Origin of the sequence: Nitrospirillum guaranorum, from assembly GCF_034653275.1 — a bacterium.
Lineage (GTDB): Bacteria > Pseudomonadota > Alphaproteobacteria > Azospirillales > Azospirillaceae > Nitrospirillum.
Window position 1 is genome coordinate 1,348,021 of sequence record NZ_JAYEES010000004.1, and the last position, 14,498, is coordinate 1,362,518.

The window sequence follows — 14,498 nt, forward strand, 5'->3', positions numbered from 1 at the left end:
GCGTTTGCCCCACCTCAAGGCGGGTCTAGGCCGACCGGCGGATGGATTGCGGCGGCGCGCCGAAGGTGCGGATGAAGGCCCGCCGCATGCGCTCGGCATCACCGAATCCCGTTTCGAGGGCGATACGATCCAGCGAGGCCGGGCTTTCCTCCACCAGGTCCCGCGCCACCTCCAACCGCAACTGCTCCACCGCCTTGGCCGGGGTCACGCCCTGTTCGGCGGCGAAGGCGCGGGCGAAGTTGCGCGGGCTCATGGACGCCTGGGCCGCCAGTTCCTCCACCGTCAGCGGCCGCGCCAGATTGTCCCGCACCCAGGCCAGCAGTTCCCCGAAGCGGCTGCTGGCGCCCTGCATTTCCAGCAGGGTGGAGAATTGCGACTGCCCACCCTGGCGGCGGTAGGGCACGACCAGTTGCCGGGCGGTGCGCCGGGCGATGGCCTCGCCCTGGTCCTCCGCCACCAGGGCCAGCGCCAGGTCGATGCCGGCGGTGATGCCGGCCGAGGTCCAATAGAGACCGTCGCGAATGAAGATGCGGTCAGCCTCCAGCCGCACCTGGGGGAAACGCCGGGCGAAGGAACTGGTGCGGTACCAGTGGGTGGTGACCCGCCGCCCGTCCAGCAAGCCGGCGGCGGCCAGCAGGAAGGTGCCGGAACAAACGCTGGTCACCCGCCGCGCCTGGCCAGCCACGGCGCGGGCATAATCCAGCAGCGCCGGCACGGCGCTGGCGGCGTTGACCCCCTCGCCGCCTGCCACCACCAGCGTGTCCACCTGCGCCGGATCCACCGGCGGCCCCGCCATCAGCAGCACGCCGGAGGAGCTGGCGACCGGCCCGGCCTCCAGCGCCATGACGTGGATGTCATAGGGCTGCCGGGCATAGCGGCCCGCGATCTCGAACGCCGCCAGGGGGCCGGTGACGTCCAGGATCTGGAACCCGGGATAAGCCAGGAAGGCGATGGTGCGGGCCATGGGCGCTGTACCCTCGTTGGCAGGAAAGGTGGGATTTATGGCATTGCTGCCAGCGCCTGTCGAGGGCACCGTTGGCCCCGCCCTCTCCGCCAGCCTGGAGCTTTCCCATGAACCAGACCGCCTTCACCGTCGTGGAAGTCGTCTTCCCCCTGATGACCCAACTGGACTTCACCGCCCCGCACCAGGTGTTCAGCCGCCTGCCCGGCATCACCACCCGCGTGGCGTCCGCCACCGGCGGCACCATCGCCTCACACGAAGGCCTGCGGTTCGAGGGGACGGAGCGGCTGGCCGACATTCCGGCCTGCGACCTGCTGTTCGTCCCCGGCGGCACAGGCATCGCCGCCGTGCTGAACGACGCCGAGACCATGGCGCAGGTGCGCCGCCTGGCCGCAGGCGCCCGCTACCTGACCTCGGTCTGCACCGGGTCGCTGGTGCTGGCCGGGGCCGGCCTGCTGAAGGGCAAGCGGGCGGCCTGCCACTGGGCCTGGCGCGGCCAGCTGGCCCGGTTCGGCGCCATTCCCGACGCCGGCCGCGTGGTGCGCGACGGTGACATCATCACCGGCGGCGGCGTCACCGCCGGCCTGGATTTCGCCTTCACCGTGGCCGCCGAGATCGCGGGGCCCGACGCGGCGGAGGCCCTGTTGCTGATGCTGGAATACGCGCCCGAACCCCCCTTCCCCGGCGGCCGCCCGGAACTGGCGCGGCCGGAGGTGAAGCGGCGGGTGGATGAGATCTACGGCGCCATCCTGCCCAAGCGCATGGCGGACGTGGAGGAGTACGCCCGCCGAATGGTGCCTTAGCTGCAGACTAGGCCAGCCGCATGCAGGCGCGCAGCCCCGGGTGGTTGTCCGCCAGGTCGAAGGCGCCGCCGTGCAGCTTGGCGACGGCGCTGACCAGGCTGAGGCCCAGGCCCACGCCGGGGGTGCCGCGGCCCATGTCGCCGCGATAGAAGCGCTCGGTCACCCTCGGCTTTTCCTCGTCCGGGATGCCGGGACCGTTATCGCTCACCGACATCTCGACCTTGCCATCGGCGCCGCTGCCGACCTCCACCGTGATGGCGCCGCCCTCGGGCGTGAATTTCAGGGCGTTGTCAATCAGGTTGCCCACGGCCTGGGCCAGCAGGATGGGATCGCCCAGGATGGTCATCATCCCCTGGTCGCCCCGGAAGGTCAGGGCGACGCCCTTCAGTTCCGCCGCCGGCAGGTAGAATTCCACGGCCCCGGCCGCCACCTCCGCCACGTTGACCTCGGCGAAGCCGGAGCGGCGGGCGCCGGTGTCGATCTCCGCCAGGCGAAGCAGGGCGTTGAAGATGCCGATGACGCGGTCGACGTCGGCCACCGCCCCGTCCACCTCGGCATAGGTCTCGGCCAGGGGCGGACGGGTGACGCTCACCTCCTCCAGCCGCGACCGCAGCTCCGCCAAGGGCGTGCGCAAATCGTGGGCGATGGCGTTGGAGACGTTGCGCACGCCGTGCACCAGCTGCTCGATCTGGTCCAGCATGCCGTTGATGGTGCGGGACAGGGTGTTGAACTCGTCCTGGCCCCGGGTGGTGGGCAGGCGGCGCGACAGGTCGCCCTGGACGATGCCGGTGGCGGTGCGGCTGAGGTCGTCGATGCGGCGCAGCACCGCCCGGCGGATGAGGAACCCGCCCAGCATGCCCAGCAGCAGCAGGACGCCCATGGCCGCCAGCAGGCTGTACCAGAAGCGCTGCTCCAGCGGGCGGAAGTGGGCCATGTCGCGCGCCACCACCAGGTGATAGCCGCCGGGCAGTACGACGTGCACCAGGCGCGCCTGCACCGTCCGGCCGTTCATCTTGATGGGGGCGTTGTAGACACCCTGCCGGTCGGGGAAGTCGCCGGGCCAGGCCGGCAGGTTGCCCGCCAGCACCGTGTGCGCCGCGTCGGTCAGCAACAGGATGCGCTCCGCCGCGATCTGCATGCTCATGCGCTCGTTCAGGAAGGCCACCAGCCCGTCGGGCCCGCGCTGGCGGAACACTTCGGTGAAGCGCTGCGCGTCCTCCTGCAGGATCTCGGTGCGGCCGTCGTCGATGGTGACCCGCCAGGCATAGCCCAGGGGGGCGGCGAACAGCACCAGCGTCACCAGCCCCAGCAGCACATAGCTGAGCGCCAGGGTATAGGCGGAGGAGCGCAAGGGCGAGGCGGGGGCCGGCGCCATGTCAGCCGCCCGCCGTCATCATGTAGCCGGCGTTGCGCACCGTGCGCAGCAGCGGCGGCTCCCCCTCCCCCTCGATCTTCTGGCGCAGCTTGCTGATGTGCACGTCGACCACGTTGGTCTGGGGGTCGAAGTGATACCCCCACACCCCTTCCAGCAGCATGGTGCGGGTCACCACCTGGTCGACGTGGCGCATGAGGTACTCCAACAGCTTGAACTCCTGGTTCTGCAGGGTGATGACCCGCTCGCCCCGGGTCACCTTGCGCGACAGCAGGTTCATGCGCAGGTCCCCCACCGCCAGGCTGGTTTCCGGCACGGCGCCGGTGGGCGACCGGCGCATCAGCGCGTCCAGCCGCGCCAGCAGCTCGCCGAAGGCGAAGGGCTTGGTCAGGTAATCGTCGCCGCCGCTGCGCAGACCCTTGATGCGCTCATCCACGCTGCTGAGCGCGCTCAGGATCAGGACCGGCGTCTGAGTGCCGATCTTGCGCAGGGTCTCGATGATGGTCAGGCCGTCGATGTCGCCCGGCAGCATGCGGTCCATGACGATGACGTCGAAAGGTTCGCCGGTCGCCAGGAACATGCCGTCCCGCCCGTTGTCGACGTGCTCCACGGTGTGTCCCGCCTCGCGCAACCCCTTCACGACGAAGCGCGACACCCGTTCGTTATCCTCGACCAATAGCACCTTCATGGCACCCCCCTCAGTCGCCCGTGCCCAGGGCCGCGTGCGGCCGGGCGTGACCTTCATGCGCCGCCTTGGCCTTGCCCCGGCGGTTCAGCCAGTCGTTCACCCGGTCCAGGTAGAGATAGACCACCGGCGTGGTGAACAGGGTCAGGATCTGGCTCAGGATCAGGCCGCCCACCATGGTGATGCCCAGCGGCTTGCGCAGTTCGGAACCCGTGCCGTTCTCCAGCATCAGCGGCAGGGCGCCCAGCAGGGCCGCCATGGTGGTCATCATGATGGGGCGGAAGCGCAGCAGGCAGGCCTGGCGGATGGACTCGATGGGCGCCATGTGCTGTTCCCGTTCCGCCTGGATGGCGAAGTCCACCATCATTATGCCGTTCTTTTTCACGATGCCGATCAGCAGGATGATGCCGATGAGGGCGATGACCGACAGGTCGTAGTGGAAGATCATCAGCATCAGCAGGGCCCCCACGCCCGCCGACGGCAGGGTGGACAGGATGGTCAGCGGGTGGATGTAGCTTTCATACAGCATGCCCAGGATGATGTAGACGGCCACCAGCGCCGCCGCGATCAGGTAGGGCTGGGTCGCCAGCGAGGCCTGGAAGGCCTGGGCCGTGCCCTGGAAGGTGCCGTTGACCGAGGACGGCATGCCCATCTCGGCCTGGGCCTGCTGGATGACCTGCACCGCCTCGCCCAGGGACACGCCGGGGGCCAGGTTGAACGACAGGGTCACCGCCGGGAACTGGCCCAGGTGGTTGATGGACAGGAAGTTCACATGGTTGGTGTCGTACTTCACGAAAGTGGACAGGGGCACCTGCTGACCGGTCAGCGGTGACTTGATGTACAGCTTGTTCAGGGTGTCGGGGTTGGACTGCAGCTCCGGCGTGATCTCCAGCACCACGTGATAGCTGTTCAGCTGGGTGAAGTACTGGGTCACCTGGCGCTGGCCGAAGGCGTCATAAAGCGTGCTGTCGATCAGCGAGGGCTGGATGCCGAAGCGGGCGGCCTGGTCGCGGTCGATCACCAGGTTCAGGGTGGTGCCGTTGGTCTGCTGGTCGGTGGCGACGTCGCGCAGCTGGGGCAGGCCTTTCAGCTTTTCCAGCACCTTGGGCGCCCAGTCGTTCAGTTCGCCCAAATCGGCGTCCTGCAGGGTGTACTGGTACTGCGTGCGAGCCAGCCGGCCACCCACGTTCAGGTCCTGGCTGGCCTGAAGAAACAGGGTGGCGCCCTTGACCTTGGCCAGCTTGGGCCGCAGCCGGGCGATAATCTGGTCGGCGGAGGCGGTGCGCTGGCCGCGCGGCTTCAGGCCGATGACGATGAAGCCGTTGTTGATGGGCCGCCCGCCGCCGCCGACCGAGGTGGCCCAGGCGGCCACGTCCGGATCCTGGGCGACGATGTCGGTCAGCTGGTGCTGCAGCCGCACCATCTCGTTGAAGGACACATCCTGCGAGGCGTCGGCCAGGCCGGCGATGATGCCGGTGTCCTGCTGCGGGAAGAAGCCCTTGGGAATGGCGACGTACAGCACCCCGGTGGCCGCCACCGTGGCGAAGAACACCATCAGGGTCAGGCGCTGGTGCCGCAGCACGAAGTCCAGGCCCCGGCCGTACTTGGCCACCAGCCAGTCGAAGCAGCCTTCGATGAACAGATAGGCCTTGCCGTGGCGGGCGTGCTTCTCATCCTTCAGGAACAAGGCGCTCATCATCGGCGACAAGGTCAGCGAGACGAAGGCGGAGACGGCGATGGTCATGGTGACGGTGATGGCGAATTCACGCATCAGCCGGCCGACGATGCCGCCCATCAGCAGCAGGGGGATGAACACGGCCACCAGCGACACGCTGATGGACATGATGGTGAAGCCGATCTCGCCGGCGCCCTTCAGCGCCGCCTCCTTGGGCGACATGCCCTCCTCGATGTGGCGGTAGATGTTCTCCACCATCACGATGGCGTCGTCGACGACGAAGCCCACGGCGATGGTCAGGCCCATCAGCGACAGGTTGTCCAGGCTAAAGCCCAGCAGGTACATCAGCGCCGCGGTGCCGAACAGGGCCAGCGGCACGGTCACGCCGGGGATCAGCGTGGCCCACAGGTTGCGCAGGAACAGGAAGATGACCATGACCACCAGGAAGATGGTCAGCAGCAGGGTGAACTGGACGTCCTCCACCGAGGCCTTGATGGTGGTGGTGCGGTCGATGACCTTATCCATCTTCACGCCCGGGGGCACCGCCGCCATGACCTGGGGCAGCATGTCCTCCACCTTCGACACGATGTCGATGATGTTGGCGCCGGGCTGTTTGAACACCTGCAGGATGATACCGGGGCCCTTGTTCTGCCAGGCCAGCAGCTGGTTGTTCTCCGGCCCGTCCACCGCCACGCCGATATCACGGATGCGCACAGGCGCCCCGTTCTTGTAGGCAACGATGACGTCGTTCCACGGCTCCGCCTTCAACAGCTGGTCGTTGTTGTAGATGACGAAGTTATGGCTGACGCCATTGATGGAACCCTTGGGCGCGTTGATGGTGGCGGTCGGGATGACCGCCGCGATGTCCTCAAGCTGGATGCCCAGGGCCGCGATCTTGGCCGGGTCGACCTGCACGCGCACAGCCGGCTTCTGCTGGCCGCCGACGGAGACCTGGCCCACGCCGGGGATCTGCGACAGGCGCTGGGCGATGACGTTCTCGGCGAAGTCATCGACCGTGGTCAGGGGCAGGTTGTCGGAGTGGACCGAGTACACCAGGATGGAGCTGTCGGCCGGGTTGATCTTGCGGTAGGTCGGCGGCGACGGCAGGTTCTTGGGCAGCTGGCCGCCGGCGGCGTCGATGGCGGTCTGCACGTCCTGCGCCGCCGCATCGATGTTGCGGTTCAGGTCGAACTGCAAGGTCACCTGGGTGCTGCCCAGGGTGCTGGTCGACGTCATCTGGCTGACGCCGGGGATGGCGGCGAACTGGGTTTCCAGCGGCTGCGCCACGCTGGACGCCATGGTTTCCGGACTGGCGCCCGGCAGGTTGGCCGAGACCTGGATGGTGGGGAAGTCCACCTGCGGCAGCGGCGCCACCGGCAGCAGCGGATAGGCCACCATGCCCACCAGCAGCACGCCCAGCATCAGGAGCGAGGTGGCGATGGGCCGGGTGATGAAGGGGCTGGAGAGGCTCATGGCTGCTTGCCTTCCGTATTCGCCGGGGCCGTATTCGCCGGGGCCGTATTAATGGAGGCGGCGTCGGCCGTCTTGGCCTCGCCGGCCACCGTCACCTTGACGCCCGGTTGCAGGCGATAGGCGTTGCTGGTGGTGACGCGCTCACCCGCCTGCAGGCCCTTGGCCACCACGACCATGTCGCCGGTGGTCTCCGCCGTTTCGATGGGCCGCATCTCCACCGTGGAGTCAGGCTTCACGACATAGGCGTAGAGGCCGTTGGGCCCGCGTTGCAGGGCGGCACTGGGGATGGTCAGCGCCCCGCGTTGCGTCTGCTTCAGCACCTTCACGTTCACGAATTGGCCCGGCCACAGGTGCTCATCGGTGTTGGGGAACTGGGCCTTCAGCCGCACGGTGCCGGTGGTGGGGTCGATCTGGTTGTCCACCAGCATGACGGTGCCGCTGGCCAGGTCCGTCTTGCCGTCGCGCGATACGGCGGTAACGGTCAACGGCCCCTGGGCCATGGCCTGGCTGACGGCCAGGCGATCCTCCTCCGGCAGGGTGAAGATGACGGAAATGGGCTGCATCTGGGTCACCACCACGATGCCGGTGCCGCTGGCCGCGTGCAGGTTGTTGCCGGGATCCACCTGGCGGATGCCCGTCCGCCCCTGGATGGGGGAGGTGATGCGGGTGTAGTCCAACTGGGTCCTGGCGTTGTCGATGGCGGCCTGGTCGCTTTTGATCTGGGCCTGCAACTGGTCGACCTGGGCCTTGGCGGTGTCCACCGTCTGCTTGCTGGCCAGGTTCTGCGGTGCCAGGCGGGTATAGCGTTCCAGGTCGGCGCGGGCGTTGGCCAGCTGCGCCTCATCCTTGGCCTTGGTGGCCAGCGCCTGGTCGTAGGCCGCCTGGTACAGGCGCGGGTCGATCTGCGCCAGCAGGTCGCCCGGCTTCACCGTCTGCCCCTCGGTGAAGGCGACCTTGTCCAGGGCGCCATCGACGCGGGTGGTGACCGTCACCGTGTTCAGCGATTGGACGGAGCCCAGCCCCGCCAGGTAGACGGGGGCGTCGGCCGGGGTGGCCACGGCCGTATCCACGGCGACGGCGCCACCGCCCTTGGCTGTGGGGGGCGGCCTTGCCGGTGGTGCTGGGCAGCAACTCGGCACCGGCGGCGGCGAGGATGAAGACGCCGCCCAGGCCGGCCATGACGGCGCGGGTGCGGCTGATGCGGATAGGCTTCAAGATGGGGGTCTCGCTCATGATGTCAGCTCTGCTTCCAGCCGCCGCCCAGGGCGTTGTACAAACTGACCAAGGCCTGCAGGCGGGCGAATCGGGCCTGGACCAAGGCGTCGTTGGCGGTGAACAAGGCGGTTTCGGTGTTCAGCACCGTCAGGACGGTGATGGTCCCGGCGGCCATCTGGGCCTGCGCCAGTTCATAGGCGTGGCGCGCCGTGGCGGTCGCTTGCTCCTGCCGCGCCAGTTGCTCCGTCGTTTCGCGCACGGCGGTCAGCGCGTCCTCCACATTCCCGAAGGCGGCACGGACGGACTTGCGGTAGGTGGCCAGCAGCTCGTCATAGCGGGCCTGGGCGTTGGCGTACTGCCCCTCCAGCGCCCCGCCCTCGAAGATGGGCTGGGTCAGCCCGGCAGCCAGGGAGAACAGGGCGCTGCCGGGATCGAACAGGTGCGACAGGGCGTTGCTGGCGTAGCCGCCGGAGGCCGTCAGGTCGATGCTGGGGAAGAAGGCGGCACGGGCCACGGTGATGTTGGCGTTGGCCGCCTTCAGCAGCGCCTCCGCCTGGGCCACGTCGGGCCGGCGGGCCAGCAGTTCGGAGGGCAGGCCCGGCGTCACCTGGGGCAGCGCCAGCCTGGCCAGGGTATCGTCTTCCGGCAGCTCCACCGCCTCCGGCATCCGGCCCAGCAGGATGGCCAGGGCGTGCACCGACTGGCGGTATTGCTGGCGCAGGGGCGGCAGCTTGGCGTTCAGGGTGGAGACGGTGGTTTCCTGCTGCGCCACGTCCAGCGCCGTGGCGATGCCGGCGTCCGCCTGGCGGCGCAGGCCGTCCAGCGTGGCCTGGCCGTTGGCCAGGTTGTCCTCCGCCACGCGCACCTGCTCCCGCAGTTCCAGGGACTGGAAATAGCTGGTGGCCACGCTGCTCAGCACCGACAGGCGCACCGTTTCCAGGTCGTAGCGGCTGGCATCCGCGGTGGCCAGGGCGGCATTGGCCGTCGCCCGGTTCTTGCCCCAGAAGTCCAGCTCATAACTGGCGTTCAGGCCCACGCTGTGGGCGGTGGCGGTCTGGGCAGCACCCGCGCTTTTGGCCCGCTGGTGATCGACATCGGCGCTGGCGCCCACCGACGGCAGCAGGGCGGCCCCTGCCACCTGCGCCTGGGCGTCGGCCTCGCGAACCCGCGCCATGGCGGCGGCCAGGTCGTCGTTGGCCGTCTGGGCCTGGGCGATGTAGGCGTCCAGCTGGGCGGAGCCGAAGCCCTTCCACCAGTCGACCGCCGGCCAGGCGGGAGTGGCGGCAGCGGAAGTGGCGGCAGCGGAAGTGACGGCAGTCTGGGGGGCGGAGGGCTGTTCCTGCCACGCGGCCGGCGGTGGGGTGTCGGGGCGCTGGTAATCCGGCCCGACGGAACAACCGGCCAGCGCCAGCACGGCCACGCCGGCCAGCCAGCGACCCCGGAGGGCGTGTAGGGAGAGGGGGGAGACATCGGCGGCGTCGTCCTAGTCACAGGGGAAGGCAAGGCCAAGGAAAGGGGCACCTTGGGCGGGACGCTAACGTCCGGCGGCTTTAGCCAGCGTGGGCGATTTATTAACTCCGCTTAATCTGCCCCATACTCATCCCATACCTAGGTTTACCCAATAGCCACCGGCCGCCCCCGCGTTGCGGCCAAGGCATGGACAAATCACTTGCTTCGTGATTTTACATTTTATATTCGCTAAATAATATTATTTACACTTGACGCCCGCTAACGATTCACTACACCATTCCCAATATCGAATGCCGAGTTGTGAAATTCGCCGGCAAGGCCCCTTATCCCAAGGCAGTCCACCGCCATGCCCCGCCCCATCCGCCGCCTGCTGGTCGCCACCCTGGTCATGGCGGCCCTGTTGCCCCTGACCCCCCGGGCGTGGGCTGAAACGAAGGAACTGCGCATCGCCCAGCAGTTCGGTATCGGCTACCTGCCCTTCATCGTCGCCAAGGAGCGGCGGCTGATCGAGGGCCAAGCGGTGAAGGCCGGCATCCCGGCGCCGCAGGTGGAATGGATCCAGCTGTCCGGCGCGGCCGCGATGAACGAGGCGCTGATCGCCGGTGGCCTGGACATCGCCAGCGCCGGCATCGCCCCCATGATCCTGACCTGGGACAAGACGCGCGGCACGGCCGATATCATCGGCGTGGTGGCCCTGGGCTCCATGCCCAACGTGCTGACCAGCAACAACCCGGCGGTCAGGACCATCCGCGACTTCACCGACAAGGACCGCATCGCCCTGCCCTCGGTGAAGGTGGGCTTCCAGCCCATCGTGCTGCAGATGGCGGCCGACCAGGCCTTCGGCCAGTATGACAAGTTGGATTACCTGACGGTCAGCCTGCCCCATCCCGACGCCACCGCACAGCTGCTGTCCGGGCATTCGGAGATCACCGCCCATTTCACCTCGCCGCCCTTCGTGCAGCAGCAGTTGGCCAGCGGCAAGGCGCACGCCGTGCTGAACAGCTACGATGTGCTGGGGGGACCGCACACCTTCAACGCCGCCTATTCCACGGAGAAATTCGTGGAGGCCAACCCCAAGACCATCGCCGCCCTGGTGGCGGCCTTGGACGAGGCCAACGCCTGGATCGTGGCCAACCCGGCGGAGGCGGCCAAGCTGTACATCGCGGCGGAGAAGTCCAAGTTGGACCCCGCTTTCGTCGAGGCCATCATCCGCGACCCGCAGGTGCGTTTCACCACCGCGCCGGAACGGGCGACCGTCTTCTCCGCCTTTCTGTTCAAGATCGGGCTGATCAAGCGCAACCCAGCCAGCTGGACCGAGTTGTTCCAGCCGGGCCTGGCCAGCAAGGCGGGGAGCTGAGGGATGGGCGCCACCCTGCGCATAACGGACACCGAACCGCTGCTGAGCCTGGAGAACGTGACCCTGCGCTATGGCCACGGCGCCGCCGCCGTGACGGCGGTGGAGGAGGTCAGCGTGGACCTCACCGCCGGCGACCGGCTGGTGCTGCTGGGCCCCTCGGGCTGTGGCAAGTCCAGCCTGCTGCGCGCCGTGGGCGGGTTCCAGCCGGTGGACGCCGGCACCATCCGCCTGCGGGGCGCGCCGGTGGGCAAGCCCGGGCCCGATCGCATGGCCGTCTTCCAGGAATTCGACCAGCTGCTGCCCTGGCGCACGGTGCTGGGCAATGTGCGCTATGCCCTGCAGCGCGGGCGGGGCCTGGACCGGGCCACGGCGGACGCGCGGGCGCGGGACTGGATCGGCCGGGTGGGCTTGGCCCGGGTCATGGATGCCCATCCCCACACCCTGTCCGGCGGCATGAAGCAGCGCGTGGCCATCGCCCGCGCCTTCGCCCTGGAACCCGACCTCTTGTTGATGGACGAACCCTTCGCCGCCCTGGACGCGCTGACCCGCCGGCAGATGCAGGATGAGTTGCTGTCGCTGTGTGAGCAGACCGGCGCCACCGTCCTGTTCGTCACCCACGCCATTGACGAGGCCGTGCGCGTCGGCACCCACGTCCTGACCCTGTCGCCCCATCCCGGGCGCATGGTCGGCCTAGCCGCCATCCCCGCCGCCGCCCGCCAGCGCGGCACCGCCGCCTTCGCCCAATTGGAGGCGGCCTTGCAGGCCGGCCTGCTGGGGAGCCACGCCCAGGAAGAGGGTCGCCGCCATGGCTGACACCACCATCGCCCTGCCCACGCCCCGCCGCCTGCATCTGGCCGGCTGGCGCAAGGGCCTGTTGCTGGCGCTGCTGGCCCTGGGGTGGGAGGCCTACGCCCGCCACCTGGACAACGCCCTGCTGCTGCCCACGTTCAGCGCCACGGTGACCGCCCTGGCGCAGGGTTTCGCCTCGGGCGAGCTGGTGGCGCGCACCGCCACCTCGCTGCAACTGCTGGTCACGGGCTATGCCTGCGGCCTGGCCGCCGCCGCCGCGCTGACCACCGTCGCCGCCCTTTCCCGTTGGGGGGCGGAATTGCTGGAGCTGCTGACCGCCATGCTGAACCCGCTGCCGGCGGTGGCGCTGCTGCCCATCGCCCTTCTGTGGTTCGGCATCGGCGCGCCCAGCCTGGTCTTCGTCATCAGCCACGCCGTGCTGTGGCCGGTGGCGCTGGCCTCGTACGCCGGCTTCCGCGCCGTGCCCCGCACCCTGCGCATGGCCGGGCGCAATCTGGGGCTGTCGCCGCTGCGCTTCGTGGCCGAAATCCTGATACCGGCCGCCCTGCCGCAAATCCTGGCCGGCCTTCGCCTGGGCTGGGCCTTCGCCTGGCGCACGCTGATCGCCGCCGAACTGGTGTTCGGCGTCAGCGCCCGGTCCGGCGGCATCGGCTGGTTCATCTACACCAACCGCGCCCAGCTGGAGACGGCCAACGTCTTCGCTGGTCTGCTGACCATCATCCTGGTGGGCCTGGTCGTGGAGACGCTGCTGTTCCGCAGCGCCGCCCGGGCCACCGTCCAACGTTGGGGACAGGAACAATGACCGCCGCCGCGCGCACGCCTGACACGACATCCGATGCCTTCGAGATCCGCGAAATCCCCGGCGTCCTGGGGGCGGAGGTCATCGGCCTGGACCTGAGCCGGCACCTGGCCGAAGCAGACTTCCTGCGCATCCGCCGGGCCTTGGCGGAACGCCAGGTGGTGGTGGTGCGGGGCCAGGGGGAGCTGACGCCGGAACAGCATATCGCCTTCAGCCGCCGCTTCGGCCCGTTGGAAATCCACATCCAGCACCATTTCCACCTGCCCGGCCATCCGGAGATCCTGGTGGTGTCCAACGTCATGGAGAACGGCAAGCCCATCGGCCTGGCCGACGCCGGCCGCTACTGGCATTCCGACCTGTCCTACATGGCGCTGCCCAGCCTGGGCTCACTCCTCCATGCCCGCGAAATTCCGGAAGGGGCGGGCGACACCCTGTTCGCCAGCCTGGCCGCCGCGTACGAGGCCCTGCCGACAGAGACCCAGCGGCGGCTTCAGGGCCTGACGGCGGAGCATGGCTATGCCGCCCGCAATCGCGCCCAGCAGGCGGTGACCGGCGCCCTGCGCCCCGGTCTGACGGCGGAGCAAGAGGCGAAGGTGCCGCCCGTCATCCACCCGGTGGTGCGGGTGCATCCCGAGACCGGGCGCCCCTCCCTGTTCATCAGCGAGGGCTTCACCAGCCGCATCGTGGAACTGCCTGAGGAGGAGAGCCGGGCCTTGCTGACGGAGCTGTTCGCCCACAGCATCCAGGACCGCTTCATCTATCGCCACAAATGGCGGCCCGACGACCTGGTCATCTGGGACAACCGCCAGGGAATCCACCTGGCCACCGGTGTCCCGCCGGGAGTGCGCCGCACCCTGTACCGCACCACGGTGCAGGGCGATAGGCCGAAAGGATTTCAGTAGCGTAAGGGATCATGGCGACGGCGGCGCCACCTTGTCCGGCAGGGTCATGCCGGGGGTCCAGCCGCTGTCGGCCAGGAAGGCCTTGGCCGTGTCGGCGTCGATGGTCAGGATGCGGGCGATGGCCGCGCGCTTGTCCCTGGCTTGGACGTAGTAGGCCTTGGTGATGCGGTAGCCGACCCAGTAGGCCAGGTCCCCGGGACGCTCCTCCGTGCCGACGCCGTTGTACAGCCACGGCTTGGTGTCGGTCGTGTCCATGTCGGCGGCGAACCGCGTTTCCACCTCCTTCTCCCGGCCTTTGGTCCAGGTCTTGAGCCGGACATAGCCGACATCGCCGGAGATCAGTTCCGCCAGGAATTCCGCCCCGCCTTCGAGCAGGGCGGGGAACAGCAGCACGGGATGCTCCGGTTCCGCCTGCGCCGCCGGCTGCTGCACATGGATGTATTCATGCGCCACCAGGTGGACGAAGCGATCCTCAGCGTTGGGGTCCATCCAGCTGGCGCCGCACAGCGCCTCCAGCCCCACCAATACGCCGGACGCGCTGGTGGTGCCGCCGGTGTTGCCCTGGCCCACCAGGATGGTGATGGGCGGGAACTTGGCCTGGGGATAGAGCTGGCCCAAGCGGGGCAAGGCCTGCGCCAGGCGCCGCTTCACCGCCGGCAGGACGTCGAGGCAGGTCTTGGCGTCGGCGAACATCCGCGGGTGCTTTTCCATGGCCGCCGCCATGGACTCCCCCGTCAGGTGCCGCAGGCCGGTGAACTGCCGCAGCCCGTCGCTGCCATGGTCGAGATAGCCCTGCAAGGCCGCCGCCGTGGGCGCGCCCCGGCCGGCGTCATAAACGCGGTAGAAGTCGATGACGTCCTGGATGCGGATTTCGGGTGCGGCCGCCGACGCCGTCCCGCCCAGGGCGCACAGCCCGACCAACGCAAATCGCCCCAACGCCAATCGCCAGGACCGCATTCCCACCCCCTGCCTTTGT

At 68.8% G+C, this 14,498-nt stretch carries 12 protein-coding genes; 5 read left to right on the forward strand and 7 right to left on the reverse strand.

Translation table 11 applies throughout. The features are described 5' to 3' along the window. Positions 1-25: 25 nt before the first annotated feature. Positions 26-964: a GlxA family transcriptional regulator gene (locus tag UAJ10_RS27680; RefSeq protein WP_322918594.1), complete on the reverse strand. Its 939-nt coding sequence runs from the start codon at positions 962-964 to the stop codon at positions 26-28. A 107-nt stretch (positions 965-1,071) separates the two neighbouring features. Here UAJ10_RS27680 and UAJ10_RS27685 point away from each other — a divergent pair, with 107 nt between their 5' ends. Continuing rightward, entirely contained in the window at positions 1,072-1,764 is a 693-nt protein-coding gene (locus UAJ10_RS27685; RefSeq protein WP_322918595.1) for a DJ-1/PfpI family protein, read from the forward strand. A 7-nt stretch (positions 1,765-1,771) separates the two neighbouring features. Here UAJ10_RS27685 and UAJ10_RS27690 read toward each other — a convergent pair whose 3' ends face one another. The 5 genes from UAJ10_RS27690 to UAJ10_RS27710 all read right to left on the reverse strand — a co-directional run bounded on the left by UAJ10_RS27690 (position 1,772) and on the right by UAJ10_RS27710 (position 9,604). Beyond that, the gene (locus tag UAJ10_RS27690) at positions 1,772-3,139 is read right to left on the reverse strand and encodes a sensor histidine kinase (protein WP_322918596.1); all 1,368 of its coding nucleotides are present in this window, start codon (positions 3,137-3,139) and stop codon (positions 1,772-1,774) included. A gap of 1 nt (position 3,140) precedes the next feature. After that, positions 3,141-3,824, reverse strand: coding sequence for a response regulator transcription factor (locus UAJ10_RS27695; RefSeq protein ID WP_322918597.1), 684 nt, complete (start codon positions 3,822-3,824; stop codon positions 3,141-3,143). Positions 3,825-3,834: 10 nt separating this feature from the next. Continuing rightward, positions 3,835-6,969: a multidrug efflux RND transporter permease subunit gene (locus UAJ10_RS27700; RefSeq protein WP_322918598.1), complete on the reverse strand. Its 3,135-nt coding sequence runs from the start codon at positions 6,967-6,969 to the stop codon at positions 3,835-3,837. Beyond that, entirely contained in the window at positions 6,966-8,039 is a 1,074-nt protein-coding gene (locus UAJ10_RS27705; protein ID WP_322918599.1) for an efflux RND transporter periplasmic adaptor subunit, read from the reverse strand. Before UAJ10_RS27705 ends, UAJ10_RS27700 begins: the two co-directional genes overlap by 4 nt. Positions 8,040-8,206: 167 nt before the next feature. Further along, a complete protein-coding gene (locus UAJ10_RS27710; RefSeq protein ID WP_322918600.1) occupies positions 8,207-9,604 on the reverse strand; it encodes an efflux transporter outer membrane subunit in 1,398 nt (465 codons plus the stop codon). A 396-nt stretch (positions 9,605-10,000) separates the two neighbouring features. Here UAJ10_RS27710 and UAJ10_RS27715 point away from each other — a divergent pair, with 396 nt between their 5' ends. Genes UAJ10_RS27715 through UAJ10_RS27730 form a run of 4 tightly spaced genes read left to right on the forward strand, consistent with a single transcriptional unit; the run spans position 10,001 to position 13,522 of the window. Continuing rightward, positions 10,001-11,011, forward strand: a complete 1,011-nt coding sequence (locus UAJ10_RS27715) for an ABC transporter substrate-binding protein (RefSeq protein ID WP_322918601.1) — start codon at positions 10,001-10,003, stop codon at positions 11,009-11,011. 3 nt (positions 11,012-11,014) lie between these two features. Then, positions 11,015-11,824: an ABC transporter ATP-binding protein gene (locus UAJ10_RS27720; RefSeq protein ID WP_322918603.1), complete on the forward strand. Its 810-nt coding sequence runs from the start codon at positions 11,015-11,017 to the stop codon at positions 11,822-11,824. Then, a complete protein-coding gene (locus tag UAJ10_RS27725; protein WP_322918604.1) occupies positions 11,817-12,623 on the forward strand; it encodes an ABC transporter permease in 807 nt (268 codons plus the stop codon). The genes UAJ10_RS27720 and UAJ10_RS27725 overlap by 8 nt, the downstream gene beginning before the upstream one ends. After that, positions 12,620-13,522: a TauD/TfdA dioxygenase family protein gene (locus tag UAJ10_RS27730; RefSeq protein ID WP_322918605.1), complete on the forward strand. Its 903-nt coding sequence runs from the start codon at positions 12,620-12,622 to the stop codon at positions 13,520-13,522. Before UAJ10_RS27725 ends, UAJ10_RS27730 begins: the two co-directional genes overlap by 4 nt. Positions 13,523-13,531: 9 nt before the next feature. On the opposite strand, the gene UAJ10_RS27735 is transcribed toward UAJ10_RS27730, so the two are convergent. Next, positions 13,532-14,479, reverse strand: coding sequence for a DUF2268 domain-containing putative Zn-dependent protease (locus UAJ10_RS27735; protein ID WP_322918606.1), 948 nt, complete (start codon positions 14,477-14,479; stop codon positions 13,532-13,534). Between the last annotated feature and the right edge of the window lie 19 nt (positions 14,480-14,498).